Below are 19,258 nucleotides of genomic sequence, written 5' to 3'. Positions count from 1 at the left end.
AGGAAGAGCCCCATGAGCACGACACAGACCGCCCCCGCGAACGACTTGGAGTCCGCCGTCCGCGTTCTCTCGCACTGGATCGACGGCGCCGAGCGCCCCTCGACCTCCGGTCGCACGGCTCCCGTCTACAACCCCGCCACCGGCGCCGTGCAGGCCGAGGTGGCGCTGGCCGACCAGACCGAGATCGATGCGGCGCTGGCGTCGGCGCAGCGCGGATACGAGCTGTGGAGCGGGTATTCGATCGCGAAGCGGCAGGCGGTGATGTTCGCGTTCCGTGAGCTGCTGAACGCCCGCAAGGGTGAGCTGGCGCAGATCATCACGGCCGAGCACGGCAAGGTCGTCTCGGATGCGATGGGCGAGATCCTGCGCGGCCAGGAGGTCGTGGAGCTGGCGACCGGGTTCCCGCACCTGATCAAGGGCGCCTTCAGCGAGAACGCCTCGACCGGGATCGACGTGTACTCCCTGAAGCAGCCGCTGGGCGTCGTGGGCATCATCAGCCCGTTCAACTTCCCCGCGATGGTGCCGATGTGGTTCTTCCCCGTCGCGATCGCCGCCGGGAACGCCGTCGTGCTCAAGCCCAGCGAGAAGGACCCGTCGGCCGCCCTCTGGCTGGCGAAGCTGTGGCAGGAGGCCGGCCTCCCCGACGGCGTGTTCACGGTGCTGCAGGGCGACAAGCTCGCCGTGGACGGACTGCTGGAGTCTCCGGTGGTGCAGTCGATCTCGTTCGTGGGGTCGACCCCGATCGCGCAGTACATCTACGAGACCGCGTCCCGGCACGGCAAGCGCGTGCAGGCCCTGGGCGGCGCGAAGAACCACATGCTCGTCCTCCCCGACGCCGACCTCGACCTCGTCGCCGACCAGGCCGTCAACGCGGGCTACGGGGCGGCAGGGGAGCGGTGCATGGCGATCAGCGTCGTGCTGGCGGTCGAGCCGATCGCCGATGATCTGATCGCGAAGATCAGCGAGCGGATCGGCACGCTGCGCATCGGCAACGGTGCGGGCGTGGACGGGGTCGAGCCGGACATGGGGCCGCTCATCACCGACGTGCACCGCGACAAGGTGGCCTCCTACGTCGACATCGCGGAGGCCGACGGCGCGAAGATCGTCGTGGACGGCCGGGGCCTGAGCGTGGCAGGTCACGAGGACGGGTTCTTCTTCGGACCGACCCTGATCGACGACATCCCGACCTCCTCCCGTGCGTACACCGAGGAGATCTTCGGGCCGGTGCTCTCGGTCGTGCGCGTGCAGTCCTACGACGAGGGCGTGGCCCTGATCAACTCCGGCCAGTTCGGCAACGGCACCGCGATCTTCACCAACGACGGGGGAGCGGCCCGCCGGTTCCAGAACGAGGTGCAGGTCGGGATGATCGGCATCAACGTGCCCATCCCGGTCCCGGTCGCGTATCACTCGTTCGGCGGATGGAAGCAGTCGCTGTTCGGCGACGCGAAGGCGTACGGCGTGCACGGGTTCGACTTCTTCACGCGCGAGAAGGCGATCACCGCCCGCTGGATCGACCCCGCCACCCGCCACGACACCGACCACGGCGGCATCAACCTCGGCTTCCCCCAGAACGACTGACCCCCACGGAGAGCACGACATGACCCCGACGGACCAGCGCTGGTTCCACCGCCGCGGCTCCCTCGCGCAGGGCGACTGGGAATCGGTCGTCGACGCGGCGACCCCCGGGTGGCAGCACACCGGCATCCGCGTCGCCGACCTCGCAGAGGGCGACGCCGTCGCGCTGGCCGAGCGCGGCGTCGAGCGCATCATCGTCCCCCTCTCGGGCGAGTTCCGCGTGACGCACCACCACCACCCCGGCGAGGAGGAGACCCGGCTGCACGGACGCCCGTCGGTGTTCGCCGGCCCCACCGACGTGCTGTACCTGCCGACGGGCACGACCGCCGAGATCACCGGCACCGGCCGTGTCGCGGTGGCGGAGGCGCCGACCTCGGAGACGCGCCCCTGGCAGTACATCCCCGCCGCGTCCACGCCGGTCGAACTGCGCGGGGCGGGCGCGTCGAGCCGTCAGGTGCACAACTTCGGCACGCCCCAGGCCCTCGACGCCGCACGCCTGATCGTGTGTGAGGTTCTCACCCCGGCGGAGAACTGGTCGTCCTACCCGCCCCACAAGCACGACGAGCACGTCCCCGGCTCCGAGTCGCGCCTGGAGGAGATCTACTACTTCGAGGCGGCGCCGGTGGCGGATGCGGCGGCTCCCCGTGACGCGGCGTTCGGGATGTTCAGCACCTACTCCTCCCCGGCGGGGGAGATCGACATCAACGCGATGGTGCGCACGGGCGACATCGCGCTCGTGCCCTTCGGGTATCACGGCCCCGCCGTGGCCGCCCCGGGGTACGACCTGTACTACCTCAACGTGATGGCCGGGCCCGATCCGGAGCGGGAGTGGCTGATCAGCGACGACCCGGCGCACGCGTGGGTGCGCGACACCTGGAACGGGCAGAAAATGGACCCCCGGCTGCCCCTCGGACACGACACGGAAGGCCAGCACTGATGGCGGCGACGAAGCGGATGACGGTCAGCCAGGCGCTCGTGGAGTTCCTCGGTCACCAATGGACCGTCGACGGCGACATCCGGGAACGGACCATCCCCGGCATGATCGGGATCTTCGGCCACGGCAACGTGGCCGGCATCGGCCAGGCGCTCAAGCAGGCCAATGTCGACGAGCCCGACCTGATGCCGTACTACCAGGCCCGCAACGAGCAGGCCATGGTGCACCAGGCCGTCGGCTACGCGCGCATGCACCGGCGCCGCGCGACGCTCGCCTCCGCGGCATCCGTGGGCCCCGGCGCCGCCAACATGCTCACCGCCGCGGCGCTGGCCACGACCAACCGCCTCCCCGCACTCCTGCTGCCCAGCGACACGTTCGCCACGCGCGTGGCAGACCCCGTGCTGCAGCAGCTCGAGCAGCCGTGGGACATCGGCCTGACCGTCAACGACGCCTTCCGGCCGCTGTCGCGGTTCTTCGACCGCGTGCAGCGGCCCGAGCAGCTCTACTCCATCGCGCTGGCCGCTCTGCGGGTCCTCACCGACCCGGTGGAGACCGGCGCCGTCACGATCGCCCTCCCTGAAGACGTCCAGGCCGAGGCGATCGACGTGCCCGTGGAGTTCCTGCAGGACCGGGAGTGGCACATCCGCCGCCCGGTTCCGGAGCGTGCGCCGCTGGCCCGCGCGGTGGCCGCGATCCGCGCCGCCCGCGCACCCTTCATCGTCGCCGGCGGTGGCGTGCTGTACTCCGGTGCGGAGGACCAGCTCCGCGCGCTCGTCGAGGCCACCGGCATCCCGGTCGGCACCTCGCAGGCCGGCGGCGGCTCCCTCGTGTGGGACCACCCGCAGAACCTCGGCGGCGTCGGCGCGACGGGCACGCTCGCCGCCAACCGCCTCGCCGCGGGCGCCGACGTCGTCATCGGCATCGGCACGCGCTACAGCGACTTCACGACGGCCTCGCGCACGGCGTTCCAGAACCCCGACGTCGTCTTCGTCAACATCAACGTCGCCAGTTTCGACGCGTACAAGCACGGCACGCAGCTGCCCGTCATCGCCGACGCCCGCGAGGCGCTGACCGCCCTCGCCGCGGCCCTCGAGGGCTACGCGGTCCCGGCGGAGCACGCCGAGCGCATCGCCCGGGAGAAGGCCGGATGGGACGCGCTCGTCGACGAGGCGTTCGCCCCCACCGGTCGCGCCCTGCCGGGTCAGCCCGAGATCATCGGCGCGGTCCAGTCCGCCAGCGCCCCGGAGGACGTCGTCGTGCAGGCGGCCGGCTCGCTCCCCGGCGACCTGCACAAGCTGTGGCGCGTGCGCGATCCGCTCGGCTACCACGTGGAGTACGCGTTCTCGTGCATGGGGTACGAGATCGCCGGCGGTCTCGGTGCCAAGCGCGGACTGATGGCCGACGGCGATGACCGCGACGTCATCGTGATGGTCGGCGACGGCTCGTACCTCATGCTCAACACCGAGCTGGTCACCGCCGTCGCCGAGGGGATCAAGCTCATCGTCGTCCTCATCCAGAACCACGGCTACGCCTCCATCGGACACCTCTCCGAGACGGTCGGCTCCGAGCGTTTCGGCACGCTGTACCGCGAGTACGACCCGGCGGCGAAGAACTTCCAGGGCGAGGACATCCTCCCCGTCGATCTCGCGATGAACGCCCGCAGCTACGGCATGGACGTTCTCGAGATCGAGCCCGGCGCCTCGGCTCTCGACGACCTCAGAGCCGCGATGGCCACGGCGAAGGCCTCCGAGCGCGCGACCCTCATCCACATCAACAGCGACCCGCTCGTCTACGCCCCCGAGGGCGAGGGCTGGTGGGACGTGCCCGTGGCCGAAGTGTCCACGCTCGAATCCACCCGGCACGCGCGCGAGGAATACGTCGCGCAGCAGGCCGCCCAGAAGCCCCTCCTCGGCTGATCACCCCGACCACCCCCTTGCACCGGAGAACACCATGACCGACACCATCCCCGCCGACGCCGACATCGTCGTGAACTCCGGCGCAGGCCTGCGCATCGGCACCGCGCCGGACTCCTGGGGCGTATGGTTCCCCGACGACCCGAAGCAGGTGCCGTGGCAGCGGTTCCTCGACGAGGTCGTCGCCGCGGGCTACACGTGGATCGAGCTGGGCCCGTACGGGTACCTGCCCACCGACCCCCACCAGCTCGAGGACGAGCTCGGCGCGCGCGGGCTGAAGCTCTCGGCCGGCACCGTGTTCACCGGATTCCACAAGGGCGAGGACCAGTGGCAGCGCGCGTGGGACCAGGCCCTCGCCGTCGCCGGTCTCGCCTCCCAGCTCGGCGCGCAGCACCTCGTGGTCATCCCCGACCTGTGGCGCAGCGACGCGACGAGCGAGGTGCTCGAATCCCGCACCCTCACCGACGAGCAGTGGGCCAAGCTCGCCGCCGGCCACGACCGGCTCGGGAAGGCCCTCCTGGAGGAGTTCGGCGTCGCGCAGCAGTTCCACTCCCACGCCGACAGCCACGTCGGCACGACGCGCGAGGTCGTGCGGTTCCTCGACGAGACCGACCCGCGGTACACCAACCTGTGCCTGGACACCGGCCACTTCGCGTACTACGGCGGCGACAACGTCAAGCTCATCCAGGAGCGGCCGGACCGCATCGGCTATCTGCACCTGAAGCAGGTGGACACCTCGCTGCTGTTCGACGTGCTGAAGAACGATGTGCCGTTCGCGGAGGCGGTGGCCCAGGGGATCATGATCGAGCCGCCGTACGGCGTGCCCGATCTCGCCCCCATCATCGAGGCCGTCGCCGCCATCGACTCCGACATCTTCGCCATCGTCGAGCAGGACATGTACGGCTGCGACGTCGACCGCCCGTTCCCCATCGCCCAGCGCACGCGCGAGCACATCTTCGGCTGCACGCACTTCGCCCGCGTCCACTGACCTCCCGGAAGGCAACTCCATGACCAACGATCTCCGCATCGGCGTCGTCGGCGCCGGCCAGATGGGCGCCGACCACATCGCCCGCATCACCCACCGCATCTCCGGCGCCGTCGTCTCCGCCGTCGTCGAGCCCGATGCGGGGCGCGCCGCGGCGGCCGCGGCGAACGCGCCGGGCGCGGCGGCCTTCGCCCGCATCGAGGACGCCATCGCCGCGGGCGCAGTGGATGCCGTGCTCATCGCCGTGCCCGGGCCCTTCCACGAGCCCGTCCTCATGCCGGCACTCGAGGCGAAGCTGCCGATCCTGTGCGAGAAGCCGCTCACCCCCGACTCCGCGTCGTCGTGGCAGGTGCTCGAGCGGGAGCAGCAGCTGGACCGCCCGCACATCCAGGTCGGCTTCATGCGCCGCTTCGACGCCGAGTACGCCGCGCTCCGCGCGCTCGTGCAGTCGGGGGAGTCCGGCGAACTTCTGATGCTGCGCTGTGCGCACCGCAACCCGTCGGTGCCCGAGAGCTACACGCAGTCGATGCTCATCACCGACTCGGTCGTGCACGAGTTCGACGTCGTGCCGTGGCTCGCGGGCTCCCCCATCCGCAGCGTCGAGGTGAAGCATCCGCGGCGCAACAGCCTTTCGCCCGAGCACCTGCGCGAGCCGATCCTCGTCCTGATGGAGCTGGAGAACGGCGTGCTCGTGGACGTGGAGATGAACGTCAGCGCGCAGTTCGGCTACCAGGTGGCCACCGAGGCGGTGTTCGAGAAGGGCCTCGCCCGCATCGGCCAGCCCGCAGGGCTGCAGGCGTGGCGCGAGGGCTCGTTCTCGATCGCCGATCACATGAGCTTCACGACCCGCTTCGCCGCGGCCTACGACGCGCAGATCCAGCGATGGGTCAACGCCGTGCACGAGGGCACCCTCGTCGACGGCCCCAACGCGTGGGACGGGTATCTCGTCGCACTCGCGTGCGAGGCCGGCGTCCGCGCGCTCGAGGGCGGCATCGTCCCCGTCGAAGCCCCTGCCCGCCCCGCCTTCTACGCCTGATCCGGGAGGAGTTCCCATGGTCCGCATCGCCCTCGATCCGACGCCCTACAACGACACGGTGCCGCTGCTGGAGTTCCCCGACCTGGTCGCGCGGCTCGGCTACGAGTACGTCCAGCTCACCCCGAGCCCCGACTTCGGCCGCCACTTCCACCACCCGAAGGTCGACTCCGCCATGATCGCCGCCCTGAAGAAGCGCGCGCGCGATGCCGGCGTGACGATCACCTCGGTGCTCCCGGTGCAGCGCTTCGGCGGGCCGGAGGAGCACCAATGGCAGGCGGCGGTGTTCCACACCACCCGGTACATCCGGATCGCCGCGGAGCTGGAGGCGCCCATCGTGAACACGGAGTTCTCCGGCCGCCCCGAGCGCGCGGAGGAGTCGGAATACGCCTTCTACCGCTCGATGGAGCAGCTCCTCCCGGTGCTCGAGCGCGAGGGCGTGACGCTCAACTTCGACCCGCACCCCGACGACTTCGTCGAGGACGGGCTGGAGGCCTGGCGCATCCTCCGGGGCCTGAACAGCGACCGGGTCGGATTCGTCTACGTCGCGGCGCACACCTTCCACTACGGCGACCGCGCGGCCACGCTCCTGCCGATGGTGGGCGACCGGCTGGGCGCGGTGTATGCGGCCGACTCGTTCGACCACCGCCGCTCGCACGGCCTGCGCTACATCTCCAACCCGCCCGGCAACACCGCCCGCGTGCACCAGCACCTCGACATCGGCGACGGCGACGTCGACTGGGAGGAGCTGTTCGGCACGCTCCGCGCGATCGGCTACCTCGACCGCGAGGACGCGCTCATCGTCTCGAACGTGTTCGCCGAGGACGAGAACGCCGACGAATCCGCGCATTTCCAGCTGTCGCGGCTGCGGGAACTCATAATGTATGTTTGACAGGACATACGGACATCTGGCACGATACCCCCAATGGTGAACAGCGGGCCCCCGCCCGCGAACCCGACAAAGGAGTCCCTGATGGCTACTTCCCATACCGCCGGCGGTCTGTCGGAGTCGAAACTCCCCCCGCTGGGGTCCGGTCCCCACCGGAAGCGCCTCGGTGTCGTCGCGCTGATCGCCACGTTCGGCGGTCTGCTGTTCGGCTACGACACCGGCGTGATCAACGGCGCGCTGCGGCCGATGGCGGAAGAGCTCGGCCTGAACCCCTTCACGGAGGGGGTCGCGACGTCCTCGCTCATCTTCGCCGCCGCGATCGGCGCCGTCACGTGCGGGCGTCTGTCGGACGGATGGGGCCGGCGCAAGACGATCATCCTCCTGGCCGTGCTGTTCTTCGTCGGCACCGTGTTCGTCGTCGTCGCCCCGAACCTGGGGGTCCTGGTCCTCGGCCGCGTGCTCCTGGGACTCGCCGTGGGCGGCGCATCCACCGTCGTGCCGGTCTTCCTCGCCGAGATCGCGCCGTACGAGATCCGCGGCTCGCTCGCGGGACGCAACGAGCTCATGATCGTCGTCGGGCAGCTGGCCGCCTTCGTCATCAACGCCATCATCGGCAACACCCTCGACCACATCGAAGGCGTGTGGCGCATCATGTTCGCCATCTGCGCGCTGCCGGCCGTCGCCCTGTTCATCGGGATGCTGCGGGTGCCCGAGTCGCCGCGCTGGCTCGTGGAGAAGGGGCGCAACGACGAGGCGCTCGCCGTCCTGAAGACCGTGCGCTCGGAAGACCGCGCGATCGCCGAGCTCGGCGACCTGACGAAGGTCACCGAAGAGGAGAAGGAAGCCGGCCAGCTCGGCTGGCGTGCGGTGTTCAGCAACCGGAACCTCCTGCGCATCCTCCTCATCGGCATCGGCCTGGGCATCGCTCAGCAGCTCACCGGCATCAACTCGATCATGTACTTCGGTCAGACGGTGCTCATCGAGTCGGGCTTCGACGAGAGCGCCGCCCTCATCGCCAACGTCGCCCCCGGCGTCATCGCGGTCGTCGGTGCCTTCATCGCGCTGGCCATGATGGACCGCCTGGACCGCCGCAAGACCTTCATCATCGGGTTCTCGCTGACCACCGTCAGCCACCTGCTGATCGGCATCGCCTCGATGACCCTGCAGGTGGGGAACCCCATCCGCCCGTTCGTGATCCTGTTCCTGGTCATCGTGTTCGTCGGCTCGATGCAGACCTTCCTGAACGTCGCGGTGTGGGTCTACCTGTCGGAGATCTTCCCGCTGCACATGCGGGGCCTCGGCATGGGCGTCTCGGTGTTCATGCTGTGGATCACCAACGGGTTCCTGTCGCTGTACTTCCTCTCCCTCGTGGATGCGGTGGGCATCACCGGCACCTTCTTCCTGTTCGCCGTGGTGGGCGCGCTGGCTCTCCTGTTCGTGTGGCGGTTCATCCCCGAGACCCGCGGGCGCACGCTCGAGGCCCTCGAGGAGGACGTGACGACCGGTGCCATCTACACGGTCAAGGGCCGCGTCCGCGCCTGACCCCGCGCACAGGACAGAACCGCCCGCGCCCCTCGGGGTGCGGGCGGTTCTGTCGTTGCCGCTCAGACGGTGTCGAAGGTGGTGCTGCCGGTGACGGCGGGCACGGGCACCCACGCGCCGTGGCGGGCGCTGGCCATCGCCGCGTCGGCGACCTCGGCGGCGGCCCACCCGTCGGCGGCGGAGGGGGCGAGCTGGCGCCCCTCGGCGATCGAGCGCAGGAACAGCGACGCCTCGATCGTCTTGAGGTCGTCGAAGCCCATGCTCGTACCAGGTCCGGGCTGGAACCGCGAGAACTCGCCATACCCGGGATGCGCCATGATCGTGCGGTAGCCGGCGCGGTCATCGGCCAGGCGCAGCTCGTTGAGCCGCTGGAAGTCCCACCGCAGCGACCCCTTCGTGCCGTAGACCTCGACGACGTACTCCGCGTGCGGCCCCACCGCGATGCGGCTGGACTCGAAGACCCCGATCGCGCCGGAGTCGAAGCGGCCGATGACGGCGGCGTAATCCTCGTTCTCGACCGGGCCCATCGGCCCGCCGGCATCACCGCGGGAGAAGTGGCCGGCCGCGGCGGCGGAGGGGAGCGGCCGCTCGGGGATGAAGGTGCCGTCCGCGGCGGTGACGCTCGCGATCCGCCCGACGAGGAACTGCGCCAGGTCGATGCCGTGCGACAGGAGATCTCCCACGACGCCCGGCCCCGCCCGCTCCTGCAGGAAGCGCCACGTCAGCGCGCCGCCCGGATCGGCGGAGTAGTCGGCGAAGAAGCTCGCGCGCACGTTCGTGATGGTTCCCAGTGCCCCGGATCTGACGAGCCGGCGTGCCTCGGCGATCGCCGGGACGTGGCGGTAGTTGAACCCCACCGACGTCACGACACCCGCGGATGCGGCAGCCTCGGCGATCTCGCGCGACTCCGCGGCGCTGCGGCCCATGGGCTTCTCGATCCAGAAGGGCTTGCCCGCGTCCGCTGCCGCCACGGCGATCTCACGGTGGAGGAAGTTGGGCGAGCAGATCGACACGGCGTCGATCCCGGGGTCGGCGAGCAGGTCGCGGTAGTCCACGACGGCCCGCTCGTACCCGAGCGCGTCGACGGCGTGGCGCCGACCGCCCTCGTCGGGATCGGCGGCCGTGCGCAGCACCGCGCGCACGGGCAGCTCGGGGAAGTGGTGCGCGGTCGCGAGGTACGCGCGCGAGTGCAGGCGCCCCATCCAGCCGACGGAGATGAGACCGACGTTGAGGGGCCGGGTCATCGGACGAGGGAGTCCTGCAGCGCAGCATCCGCTGCCTTCAGGACCTCGGCGGCCTCGCGCACGCCTTCGACCCGCCCGAGCGAGACGTCTTCGTGCTCGATGTTGACGAACATGTCGGGGTCGATCTCGTGCAGGGCGCGCAGGAACTCCGTCCAGTACGCGACGTCGTGTCCGCGCCCGAGGGCGACGAAGTCCCACGCGGATTCGGTCGGCCACTCGTTGGCCCATTCGTCGCCACCGAGGTTCGTGCGCGGCTCGTCGGGCGACAGGCGGCGGAAGGAGTTGTCCAGCACGCCGTTCAGCTGTGCCCACTGCGGATTGACTCGCACGTCCTTCGCGGCGGCGTGCACCACGATCGGGCCGAGGTGGCGTGCGACGGCGACGGGGTCCATCTGCTGCCAGAACAGGTGCGACGCGTCGAGTTCGACGCCCAGGTGGGTGGCGCCGGTGAGCTCGAGAAGCTTGTGCACGTCGGCGGAGTTGAACACGAGGTTCTGCGGGTGCAGCTCGAGGGCGACCGTGACGTCGTGGTCGGCGGCGAAGCGGTCCAGCTCCCGCCAGAAGGGCGCGGCGAGATCCCACTGGTAGTCCAGGACGTCGAGCGCGGCGGAATTCCACGCGTTGACGACCCAGTTCACGCGCGTGGCACCCGGCTCGCCGCCGGGCAGGCCCGACATCGTCACGACCCGGTGCTGGCCGAGAAGCTCGGCCAGCCGGATCGACCGGCGCACGTCGTCGGCGTGCTTTCGGCCGATCGCGGCGGTGGGATGCAGCGGGTTTCCGTTGGCGTTCAGGCCGGCGATCTGCACGCCGGTCCCCTCGAAGAGGCCGAGGAAGTCGTCGCGCGCGGCGTCGCTGACGAGGATGTCGTCGAAGGAGGGCACGTGCACCGCGGGGAGGAACCCGCCCGTGTTCAGCTCGATGCCCGTGAGCCCGGCGTCGGCGATGACCTCGAGGGCCTCGGGGAGGGTGCGGTCGTGCAGGATCGCGTTGTACAGACCGAGTCGCATGTCGGGCCTTTCAGACGGCGACGGGGGCCGTCGCGGGAACGGGAGCGGAGCCGCCGCCGAGCGCTGCGGAGCGGGCCACGGCGTCGATCAGCAGCATGTTGTGCAGGCCCTCGTCGAAGCCGGCGTTGCGCGGCAGCGACGCCGACTCCGGGATGCCGGCGACCTCTTCGAGGAACGCCCGCGCCTGGAACACGAAACCCTCGTTCTGCCCGACGCCCACGCCCGGCGCATCCATCGCGAGGCCGCCCCGCCAGTACGGGTGGGTGGGGCCGAGCGTGACGGTGCGGTAGCCGGCGTCGTCGGCCTCGGGGAGGAAGAGCTCGAACTGGCCGGGGTGGCGGAAGTCGAACCGCGCCGAGCCCTTCTCGCCGAACACCTCGAAGACGAGGGTGTTGGCGTGGCCGGCCGCCACGCGCGAGACCTGCAGGGTCGCGGTGCCGCCACCGGCGAACTCGCCGGAGAACGCCGCGACGTCGTCGTTCTCGACATCCTCGCGCTCGGCAGAGACGGCGCCGCCCTCGTGCCCGACGACCGCGCCGAGGGGCTTGGGGCGGGTGGGGATGACGGTGCTGAGCGTGCCGCCGCGGACGGAGGCGAACTCCGACCCGGCGACGAACTCGGCGAGGTAGGTCAGGTGGCTGCCCACGTCGGCGAGAGCGCCGGATCCGTTCGGGCCCTTGTAACGCCAGCCGATGGGGGAGTCGGGGTTGCACCCGTAGTCGGTCCAGTAGTGGCCGCTGACATTGAGCACGCGCCCGAGCCGGCCCGACTGCACGAGGTCGCGGATGTGGGCGACGGCGGGGGAGCGGCGGTAGGTGAGGCCGATGCGGGCGACGGTGGAGGCAGCATCCGCGGCGGCGACCATGGCGCGCGCATCGGGAAGGGTGTCGGAGAGCGGCTTCTCGCACAGGACGTGCTTGCCCGCGGCCAGCAGCGCCTCGACGATCTCGCGGTGCAGCGCGTTGGCCACCACGACGCTCACGACGTCGATGTCGTCGGCCTCGGCCACGGCCTGCCACGACGTGTCGAACCGCTCGAACCCGAAGCGCCGCGCGGTGGATTCGGCGAGAGGGGCGTACGCGTCGGCGATCGACACGAGCCGCACGGGCGGCAGCGTGCTCTCGTACACGGTGGGGGCGGTGCGGTAGCCGGCGGCGTGGGCCTTGCCGGCCATGCCGGCGCCGATGACGGCGACGCCGATGTCGGTCGTGCTCATGGTTTCTCCCGGGGAGTGCGGTGGGTCCGCTCCGATCGCGCCGGCGCGGTGGGAGACTCCAGTGGAGCGCTCCATACGGGGAGGCTACTCTTGTGCATATGTCCTGTCAAACGTCCGTTCGGAGGAGTTGAGATGGCGACGAGCCGGCCGACGATCTACGACGTCGCGAAGGCTGCCGGCGTGTCCAAATCCCTCGTCTCGCTCGTCCTGCGCGGCGCGGGCGGCGTGAGTGCGGCCTCGCGGGAGGCCGTCGAGCGCGCCATCCACGACCTGGACTACCGGCCGAGCCGCGCGGCGGCCGCGCTCGCGGCGGGGCGCACGCGCCTGGTCGGCGTGCTGATCGACGACTACGCCAACCCGTGGTTCGTCGACCTGCTGCGCGGGCTCGACGAGGTGCTCAGCCCCGACGGCTACCGGCTGAGCGTCGTGGACACCGCGACGGCCGCCGGCGTCGAGGATCCCGTCGAGGGCCTGCTGTCGATGCGCGCCGACGGCATCATCGTCGCGCGCGACGTCCCCCACGTGCTCCTGGGTGACACCGCGCCCCCGTTCGTCATCGCCGGCACGAGGGCCGACGTCCCCGACGGCGTCGACGCGGTCGGCAACGACGACGTGCTTGGCGCGCGCCTGGCCACGGAGCACCTCCTCGGCCTGGGTCACCGTGAGATCGGCCACCTCTCCGTCGTGGGCGGCGCCGGACAGACCCGGCGGGAGAGCTTCCTGGCCACGATGCAGGATGCCGAGGCCCTCGCGCGGGCGACGGCGTACCGCGGGCCCGCCACCGAGCGTGCCGGATACGACACCTCGCTCGCCCTGCTGCGGGAGCACCCGGGCGTCACGGCGATCTTCGCCGCGAACGACGTCATGGCCATCGGTGCGCTCGGCGCCGCCCGTGAGCTCGGACGCGACGTGCCGCGCGACCTCTCGATCGTCGGCTACGACAACACCGCCCTCGCCCAGACCCGCCTCATCGACCTCACCACCGTCGACGACGACAGCGTGGGCGTGGGCCGCGAGGCGGGGAAGCTCCTGCGCGCGCGCCTCGCGGGCGAGGATCCGGTCGATGTCCGCCGCACGCTCGAGCCCTCGCTCGTCGTCCGGGGCACGACGGCGTCGCTCGGCTGAAGCCCTCCTCCGCGAGACTGCACGCCACCGGCGAAACCCCGACATAAGGCCGCGGTCTCGCCGGTGGGGTGCGCTCTCGCGGGCAACGGCCGGGGGCGGCGGGGAGTGTTGACATGAGGGCCAATGTGCATATGATAGGACAAAGCCTGAAGCAAGGGAGATCCCATGCCCCTCGTCCGCATCGACCACAGCGACGCCCGCACCAATCCGCGTGAGATCGCCACGGCGATCCACGACGCGATCGTCGAGGTCTACGGCATCCCCGAGCGCGACCGCTTTCAGGTGATCACCGCGCGTCCGGCCGCGACGATCATCGCGGAGGACGCCGGTCTCGGCTTCGACCGCACCGACCCCGTCGTCATCCAGATCTTCACGCAGCGCGGGCGCACGGATGAGGCCAAGCAGCGCCTGTACGCCGCGATCGCCGCGCGGCTCGAGCCGGTCGGGGTCGCGGGCCAGGACATCTTCATCGGCTACGTCGAGAACGGCCCGCAGGACTGGTCGTTCGGCTTCGGCCGCGCGCAGTACGTCACCGGCGAACTCGCCGTCCCCGCACCCGCTTCCGGAAGGGAATGACCGCCATGTCCACGATCCTCGAGAACGACCTCGCCTCCCTCGCCCGCGCCGCCGCGACCACGCCCACCGTGCTGTGGAACGACTCCGCCGATCCCGACGAGCTGCGGCGCTCGATCGAGTTCGGTGCCGTCGGCGCGACGTGCAACCCCGTCATCGCCTTCGCCGCGATCAAGAAGAACCCCGACGTGTGGGTGCCGCGACTGCGCGAGCTCGCCGCCGAGCACCCCACGTGGGGCGAGTCCGAGCTCGGCTGGCAGGCCGTCAAGGAGCTCTCGATCGCCGCCGCGCGCCTGCTCGAACCGGCGTTCGCGGAGAGCGGCGGGCGGAACGGGCGCCTGTCGATCCAGACCGATCCGCGCCTGCACCGCGACGCCGATGCCCTCGTCGCCGAGGCGGTGGAGTTCGCGCAGCTGGCCGAGAACATCATCGTGAAGATCCCCGCCACCGCCACCGGCATCGCCGCGATGGAGGAGGCCGCCTACCGCGGGGTCAGCATCAACGCCACCCTGAGCTTCACGGTGCCCCAGGCCGTCGCCGTCGGCGCCGCCCTCGAGCGCGCCCTCGACCGTCGCGCCGCCGACGGGCTGCCCGAGCAGGAGTTCGGCCACGTCGTCACGATCATGGGCGGACGCCTGGACGACTGGCTGAAGAAGTGGGCGGCGGACAACCGCATCCTCGTGACGCCCGGCGTCTTGGACTGGGCCGGCGTCGCCGCGCTCAAGCACGCGCACGCCGTGTTCACCCAGCGGGGCTACCGCAGCCGCATCCTCTCGGCCGCGTTCCGCAACCACCTGCAGTGGGCGGAGCTGGTGGGCGGCGACCTCGTCGTCTCGCCGCCGTTCGACTGGCAGGCCCGCATCAACGAGAACGCGATCCCCGCCGAGAACCGCATCGATGTGCCGGTGGCCTCAGAGGTACTCGAAGAGTTGCAGCGGCTCAGCGAGTTCCGCCGCGCGTACGAGGTCGACGGCATGACGCCGTCGGAGTTCGCCGACTTCGGCGCCGCCCGCAACACGCTCCGGCAGTTCCTCGAGGCCGACGCGCAGCTGGACGCGCTCGTGCGCGACGTCATCGTCCCGCCCGCCTGAGCGCATCTGCCCCTGCTTGTACCCCCGCCTCCGGTTGGCCGCAACCCCGTAGTCCGCGCGAGGGAGGGATGCCTACGCTCGCCGCGACGTGACCAGGCGCGGAGGGAGCGTGCGCATGACCCAAGTCGACGCCGAGGCACCGGCGACCCCGACGATTCCGCCGCGGCAGGCGGCTCTGCTCAGCGCCTCGCGTGCGGAGCAGAAGGGCAACATCCTCGTCCGGTGGATCACCTCCACCGACCACAAGACGATCGGGTACCTCTACCTGATCGCGTCGCTGATGTTCTTCATGTTCGGCGGCCTCCTGGCGCTCATCATCCGCACGGAGCTGTTCGAGCCGGGCATGCAGATCGTGCCGACCAAGCAGCAGTACAACCAGCTGTTCACGATGCACGGCACGATCATGCTGCTGATGTTCGCGACGCCGCTGTTCGCCGGCTTCGCCAACGCCATCATGCCGTTGCAGATCGGCGCACCGGATGTCGCGTTCCCGCGCCTGAACGCCCTGTCGTTCTGGCTGTTCCTGTTCGGGTCGCTCATCGCCGTCGCGGGCTATCTGACCGCTGAGGGGCCCGCCGGGTTCGGGTGGACGGCCTATCAGCCGCTCGCGAACGCCAGCTTCTCGCCGGGTGTCGGCGGCAACCTCTGGTTCCTGGGTCTGGGCATGAGCGGCTTCGGCACGATCTTGGGTGCCGTGAACTTCATCACCACGATCATCACCCTCCGCGCTCCGGGCATGACGATGTGGCGCATGCCGATCTTCACCTGGAACACGCTGGTGACCAGCATCCTGATCCTGCTGGCCTTCCCGGTGCTGGCGGCCGCGCTGCTCGCGGCGGCGGCGGATCGTGTTCTGGGCGCTCACATCTACGACCCGGCCGCCGGCGGTGTGCTGATGTGGCAGCACCTGTTCTGGTTCTTCGGGCACCCAGAGGTGTACATCATTGCGCTGCCGTTCTTCGGCATCGTGTCGGAAGTCTTCCCCGTCTTCAGCCGCAAGCCGATCTTCGGGTACAAGACCCTCGTGTACGCCACGATCGCGATCGCCGCTCTCTCGATGGCGGTGTGGGCGCACCACATGTTCGTCACGGGCGCCGTGCTGCTGCCCTTCTTCGCCTTGATGACGATGCTCATCGCGGTGCCCACGGGTGTGAAGATCTTCAACTGGATCGGCACGATGTGGCGTGGGTCGCTCACGTTCGAAACGCCCATGGTCTTCGCGCTCGGCTTCCTCGTGTCCTTCGTGTTCGGCGGTCTCACCGGCGTCATCCTCGCGTCGCCACCACTGGATTTCCAGGTCTCCGACACCTATTTCGTCGTCGCGCACTTCCACTACGTCGTGTTCGGCACCGTGGTGTTCGCGATGTTCGCCGGGTTCTACTTCTGGTGGCCGAAGTGGACGGGCCGGATGCTGAACGAGCGCCTGGGCTACATCCACTTCTGGATGCTGTTCATCGGCTTCCACGTGACGTTCCTCATCCAGCACTGGCTGGGGGTGGACGGCATGCCCCGCCGGTACGCCGACTATGCGCCGGAGGATCAGTGGACGTGGGAGAACCAGGTCTCCACGGCCGGGGCCATCCTGCTCGGGGCATCCATGATCCCGTTCCTGTTCAACGTGTGGATCACCGCCCGCAAGGCGCCTCGGATCACCGTGAACGACCCGTGGGGGTACGGCGCGTCGCTGGAGTGGGCCACGTCGTGCCCGCCGCCGCGGCACAACTTCACCTCGATCCCGCGGATCCGCAGCGAGCGTCCCGCGTTCGACCTGAACCACCCCGAAGCCGGTGTGCCGGTCGGTGTGGGTCCGGCCAAGGACGCCCCCGACGCTCCTGTCGTGGACGCCGGCGACGACACCGAGAAGTAGCGCGTGGGGCGCGGTGGCTGAGATGATCAGCGGGTGCCCTCGACCTTCACCCTCGTAACCGATGCGGATGCGCCGGCCGAGCGGCTCTTCGACATCTCCCTGAGCATCGACGCCCACGTGGCATCCATGGCCGGTTCCCGGGAGCGCGCGATCGCTGGGGTCACGAGCGGTTCCATCGCGCTCGGCGAGACGGTGACCTGGCGGGCGCGGCACTTCGGAGTGTGGTTCACCCTCACCTCGTGCATCACCGAGCGCGACCGGCCGCACCGGTTCGTGGACGAGCAGGTGCGGGGGCCGTTCCGGATCTTCCGCCACGAGCACGCGTTCGTGGAGCTGGACGGCGGCACCCGCATGACCGATACGATCACCGTCGCCTCGCCGGTCTTCGGTCGGCTCGCCGAAGGGCTCGTGCTGGTGCCGTACCTGCGACGCCTCATCGCGCAGCGCAACGTCCACCTGCTGCGGGCGGTGGCAGAAAAGCGCTGACCGTTCGGCTCAGCCGGTGGCGGAGAGGGCGTGCGCCACGACGGCGGCGGCCCCGCCCGCTCCGATGAGCGCCACGAGCGTCGCGAGCATGGCGGGCAGGGCGCCGCCGGGGAGCGCGGCGCGGTCGCCGTGCGCCGCCAGCGCCCGGGCGACGGCCCGGTGGCGACGGCGTGCACCGAGCCACAGCGCCGCGGTGAGCAGGATCCCCGCGAATCCGGGAAGCGCCCACCACGGGCTGCCCATCGCAGTGGGAAGGAGCCGCACCGCGAGCAGCGACCCGATGCCCATCGCCAGCGCCGTGCGTCGCCAGGCCAGCTCGGTCCGCTCGGGCTGGAGCCCCGGGTCGAACAGCGTCATCGAAGCAGGATCGCGAGGACGAGCAGAGCGCCGGCGACGGTCGCGGTGAGCGCGAGGACCGCGCCCAGCGGAGCGGCCGGCAGCGGCTCGTGCCGGCGCAGCGCGCGCTCGGTCTTCGCCCACCCGAACCACGCCAGCGGGGGAGTCGCGGTGCCCACGAGGATGAGGAGGAGGGATGCGGCGAGCCGCAGTGCGGCGTGCAGCTCCGCCCCGAGCAGCTCCAGCGCGATCCCCGCGGCGATGAAGGCGAGGGACGTGCGGATCCAGGCGAGGAACGTGCGCTCGTTGGCCAGGGTGAAGCGCGCGTCGGGCTCGCCGCCCTGGGAGTAGACGGAGCCGGGGAAGCGGGCGCTCACAGTGCGACCGTCCGGAAGCCGGCGTTGCCCATCGAGGAGTCGGGGGTGTTGCGCGAGCGGGCGGAGTTCCGGTACCGGTTGCAGTAGGAGAGGTGGCACAGGTAGCTGCCGCCGCGCAGCACGCGCTCGGTGCCGAGGCGGGGTCCGGTGGGCGCATCGGCAGGCGACTGCGCGTAGGTGCGCGGGCTGAACCAGTCGGCGCACCACTCCCACACGTTGCCGACGGACTGCCACAGCCCGTAGCCGTTCGGCTCGAAGCTGCGCGCGGGGGCCGTCGTCGCCCACCCGTCCTCTGCCGTGTTGCGGTCGGGGAAGGTGCCCTGGAAGATGTTCGTCCGCCATCCGCCCTCGTCGACCTCGGCGTCACCCCACGGGTACTTCGCGCCCGCCAGCCCGCCGCGGGCGGCGTACTCCCACTCCGCCTCGGTCGGCAGGCGCCGTCCCGCCCACGCGCAGTACGCCTGCGCGTCGTTCCAGCTGATGTGCACGACGGGGTGGTCGTCGAGGCCGTCGAGGGAGGATCCGGCGCCGCCGGGATGCTGCCAGTCGGCGCCGCGCACGCCCCGCCACCACGGCGTGCCCGGCGGGACGCCGACGATGTCGTCGCCCCGCGCGGTGACGGCGAGGTGGAAGACGGCGGAGAACCCGAACGTCTCCGCCTCCGTCCGGTAGCCGGTGGCGTCGACGAACTCCGCGAAGGCGCGGTTGGTGACGGTCGTGGCGTCGATCGAGAAGGCGCCCAGTCGCACGACATGGCGGGGGAGCTCCCCGTCACCGGGGTTCTCATCTCCCGAGGAGTCGCCCATGACGAATTCCCCGGCCGGAACAAAAGCCTGCGGCACGGAGTGCGCCCCGCCGTCGGCCACGATGGGATCTGGGCGTCGAGCCGGCGGGATCTGCAGCAGCGTCGAACGTGACGGGGAACCGCAGCCGCATCCGCACCCGGCGGACGGCCGCGCGCCGGCGATCTGCATCTCCATCGTCGCTTCCTCCCGCGGCCGCATTGACGCACCTACGCTTCTCACCCTACAGTCGTGAAGGCAAATGTGGGACGTTGTCCCG

General features: G+C 70.6%; 18 protein-coding genes. 12 read left to right on the top strand and 6 right to left on the bottom strand.

Annotated features, from left to right (window positions below):
* Positions 1-12: 12 nt before the first annotated feature.
* From E4V99_RS02720 to E4V99_RS02690, 7 genes are all read left to right on the top strand, one after another.
* Positions 13-1,578 carry a CoA-acylating methylmalonate-semialdehyde dehydrogenase gene (locus tag E4V99_RS02720; RefSeq protein WP_135116363.1) on the top strand — a complete coding sequence of 522 codons (1,566 nt, stop codon included), beginning with the start codon at positions 13-15 and terminating at the stop codon, positions 1,576-1,578.
* A gap of 19 nt (positions 1,579-1,597) precedes the next feature.
* Positions 1,598-2,512: a 5-deoxy-glucuronate isomerase gene (gene iolB / locus E4V99_RS02715; RefSeq protein ID WP_135116362.1), complete on the top strand. Its 915-nt coding sequence runs from the start codon at positions 1,598-1,600 to the stop codon at positions 2,510-2,512.
* Positions 2,512-4,425 (top strand): 3D-(3,5/4)-trihydroxycyclohexane-1,2-dione acylhydrolase (decyclizing), encoded by a 1,914-nt coding sequence (iolD, locus tag E4V99_RS02710; protein ID WP_135116361.1) that lies wholly within the window; start codon positions 2,512-2,514, stop codon positions 4,423-4,425. Before iolB ends, iolD begins: the two co-directional genes overlap by 1 nt.
* A 34-nt stretch (positions 4,426-4,459) precedes the next feature.
* Positions 4,460-5,410 (top strand): sugar phosphate isomerase/epimerase, encoded by a 951-nt coding sequence (locus E4V99_RS02705; protein WP_135063645.1) that lies wholly within the window; start codon positions 4,460-4,462, stop codon positions 5,408-5,410.
* A gap of 19 nt (positions 5,411-5,429) precedes the next feature.
* Positions 5,430-6,443, top strand: coding sequence for a Gfo/Idh/MocA family oxidoreductase (locus E4V99_RS02700; RefSeq protein ID WP_135116360.1), 1,014 nt, complete (start codon positions 5,430-5,432; stop codon positions 6,441-6,443).
* 16 nt (positions 6,444-6,459) lie between these two features.
* Positions 6,460-7,332 (top strand): sugar phosphate isomerase/epimerase family protein, encoded by an 873-nt coding sequence (locus E4V99_RS02695; RefSeq protein WP_135116359.1) that lies wholly within the window; start codon positions 6,460-6,462, stop codon positions 7,330-7,332.
* Between the two features lie 81 nt (positions 7,333-7,413).
* Entirely contained in the window at positions 7,414-8,871 is a 1,458-nt protein-coding gene (locus tag E4V99_RS02690; RefSeq protein ID WP_135063651.1) for a sugar porter family MFS transporter, read from the top strand.
* 62 nt (positions 8,872-8,933) lie between these two features.
* Here E4V99_RS02690 and E4V99_RS02685 read toward each other — a convergent pair whose 3' ends face one another.
* The 3 genes from E4V99_RS02685 to E4V99_RS02675 are packed head-to-tail and all read right to left on the bottom strand — an operon-like array spanning position 8,934 to position 12,341.
* Positions 8,934-10,115, bottom strand: coding sequence for a Gfo/Idh/MocA family oxidoreductase (locus E4V99_RS02685; RefSeq protein WP_135116358.1), 1,182 nt, complete (start codon positions 10,113-10,115; stop codon positions 8,934-8,936).
* Positions 10,112-11,125, bottom strand: coding sequence for a sugar phosphate isomerase/epimerase (locus E4V99_RS02680; RefSeq protein WP_135116357.1), 1,014 nt, complete (start codon positions 11,123-11,125; stop codon positions 10,112-10,114). The genes E4V99_RS02685 and E4V99_RS02680 overlap by 4 nt, the downstream gene beginning before the upstream one ends.
* A 10-nt stretch (positions 11,126-11,135) precedes the next feature.
* Positions 11,136-12,341 carry a Gfo/Idh/MocA family oxidoreductase gene (locus tag E4V99_RS02675; protein WP_135116356.1) on the bottom strand — a complete coding sequence of 402 codons (1,206 nt, stop codon included), beginning with the start codon at positions 12,339-12,341 and terminating at the stop codon, positions 11,136-11,138.
* Between the two features lie 132 nt (positions 12,342-12,473).
* On the opposite strand from E4V99_RS02675, the gene E4V99_RS02670 reads away from it, so the two are divergent.
* From E4V99_RS02670 to E4V99_RS02650, 5 genes are all read left to right on the top strand, one after another.
* Positions 12,474-13,466: a LacI family DNA-binding transcriptional regulator gene (locus E4V99_RS02670; RefSeq protein ID WP_135116355.1), complete on the top strand. Its 993-nt coding sequence runs from the start codon at positions 12,474-12,476 to the stop codon at positions 13,464-13,466.
* A gap of 165 nt (positions 13,467-13,631) precedes the next feature.
* On the top strand, positions 13,632-14,042 hold the full coding sequence (locus E4V99_RS02665) for a tautomerase family protein (protein WP_135063661.1): 411 nt from the start codon (positions 13,632-13,634) through the stop codon (positions 14,040-14,042).
* Positions 14,043-14,047: 5 nt separating this feature from the next.
* Positions 14,048-15,130, top strand: a complete 1,083-nt coding sequence (locus tag E4V99_RS02660; protein WP_135116354.1) for a transaldolase family protein — start codon at positions 14,048-14,050, stop codon at positions 15,128-15,130.
* A 115-nt stretch (positions 15,131-15,245) separates the two neighbouring features.
* On the top strand, positions 15,246-16,997 hold the full coding sequence (ctaD, locus tag E4V99_RS02655) for a cytochrome c oxidase subunit I (RefSeq protein ID WP_135116353.1): 1,752 nt from the start codon (positions 15,246-15,248) through the stop codon (positions 16,995-16,997).
* A gap of 33 nt (positions 16,998-17,030) precedes the next feature.
* Positions 17,031-17,483 carry an SRPBCC family protein gene (locus E4V99_RS02650; RefSeq protein WP_135116352.1) on the top strand — a complete coding sequence of 151 codons (453 nt, stop codon included), beginning with the start codon at positions 17,031-17,033 and terminating at the stop codon, positions 17,481-17,483.
* Positions 17,484-17,492: 9 nt separating this feature from the next.
* Here the strand turns inward: E4V99_RS02650 and E4V99_RS02645 are convergent, their stop codons facing one another.
* Genes E4V99_RS02645 through E4V99_RS18540 form a run of 3 tightly spaced genes read right to left on the bottom strand, consistent with a single transcriptional unit; the run spans position 17,493 to position 19,176 of the window.
* Entirely contained in the window at positions 17,493-17,840 is a 348-nt protein-coding gene (locus tag E4V99_RS02645) for a DUF202 domain-containing protein (protein ID WP_135116351.1), read from the bottom strand.
* Complete coding sequence (locus tag E4V99_RS18545; RefSeq protein ID WP_135116350.1) at positions 17,837-18,196, bottom strand: DUF202 domain-containing protein; 360 nt, start codon at positions 18,194-18,196, stop codon at positions 17,837-17,839. The genes E4V99_RS02645 and E4V99_RS18545 overlap by 4 nt, the downstream gene beginning before the upstream one ends.
* The gene (locus tag E4V99_RS18540) at positions 18,193-19,176 is read right to left on the bottom strand and encodes a formylglycine-generating enzyme family protein (protein ID WP_245233103.1); all 984 of its coding nucleotides are present in this window, start codon (positions 19,174-19,176) and stop codon (positions 18,193-18,195) included. Before E4V99_RS18540 ends, E4V99_RS18545 begins: the two co-directional genes overlap by 4 nt.
* Positions 19,177-19,258: the final 82 nt, after the last annotated feature.

Source organism: Microbacterium sp. dk485 (assembly GCF_004570445.1).
Taxonomy (GTDB): Bacteria; Actinomycetota; Actinomycetes; order Actinomycetales; family Microbacteriaceae; genus Microbacterium; species Microbacterium wangchenii.
Note: the sequence above shows the minus strand (reverse complement) of the source record. Positions and strands in the feature narration are given on the sequence as shown.

Bases quoted from the DNA above. Each gene is read 5' to 3' on its own strand.
- E4V99_RS02720 (WP_135116363.1), top strand. From the start codon at position 13: ATGAGCACGACACAGACCGCCCCCGCGAACGACTTGGAGTCCGCCGTC.
- iolB (WP_135116362.1), top strand. From the start codon at position 1,598: ATGACCCCGACGGACCAGCGCTGGTTCCACCGCCGCGGCTCCCTCGCG.
- iolD (WP_135116361.1), top strand. From the start codon at position 2,512: ATGGCGGCGACGAAGCGGATGACGGTCAGCCAGGCGCTCGTGGAGTTC.
- E4V99_RS02705 (WP_135063645.1), top strand. From the start codon at position 4,460: ATGACCGACACCATCCCCGCCGACGCCGACATCGTCGTGAACTCCGGC.
- E4V99_RS02700 (WP_135116360.1), top strand. From the start codon at position 5,430: ATGACCAACGATCTCCGCATCGGCGTCGTCGGCGCCGGCCAGATGGGC.
- E4V99_RS02695 (WP_135116359.1), top strand. From the start codon at position 6,460: ATGGTCCGCATCGCCCTCGATCCGACGCCCTACAACGACACGGTGCCG.
- E4V99_RS02690 (WP_135063651.1), top strand. From the start codon at position 7,414: ATGGCTACTTCCCATACCGCCGGCGGTCTGTCGGAGTCGAAACTCCCC.
- E4V99_RS02685 (WP_135116358.1), bottom strand. From the start codon at position 10,115: ATGACCCGGCCCCTCAACGTCGGTCTCATCTCCGTCGGCTGGATGGGG.
- E4V99_RS02680 (WP_135116357.1), bottom strand. From the start codon at position 11,125: ATGCGACTCGGTCTGTACAACGCGATCCTGCACGACCGCACCCTCCCC.
- E4V99_RS02675 (WP_135116356.1), bottom strand. From the start codon at position 12,341: ATGAGCACGACCGACATCGGCGTCGCCGTCATCGGCGCCGGCATGGCC.
- E4V99_RS02670 (WP_135116355.1), top strand. From the start codon at position 12,474: ATGGCGACGAGCCGGCCGACGATCTACGACGTCGCGAAGGCTGCCGGC.
- E4V99_RS02665 (WP_135063661.1), top strand. From the start codon at position 13,632: ATGCCCCTCGTCCGCATCGACCACAGCGACGCCCGCACCAATCCGCGT.
- E4V99_RS02660 (WP_135116354.1), top strand. From the start codon at position 14,048: ATGTCCACGATCCTCGAGAACGACCTCGCCTCCCTCGCCCGCGCCGCC.
- ctaD (WP_135116353.1), top strand. From the start codon at position 15,246: ATGACCCAAGTCGACGCCGAGGCACCGGCGACCCCGACGATTCCGCCG.
- E4V99_RS02645 (WP_135116351.1), bottom strand. From the start codon at position 17,840: ATGACGCTGTTCGACCCGGGGCTCCAGCCCGAGCGGACCGAGCTGGCC.
- E4V99_RS18540 (WP_245233103.1), bottom strand. From the start codon at position 19,176: ATGGAGATGCAGATCGCCGGCGCGCGGCCGTCCGCCGGGTGCGGATGC.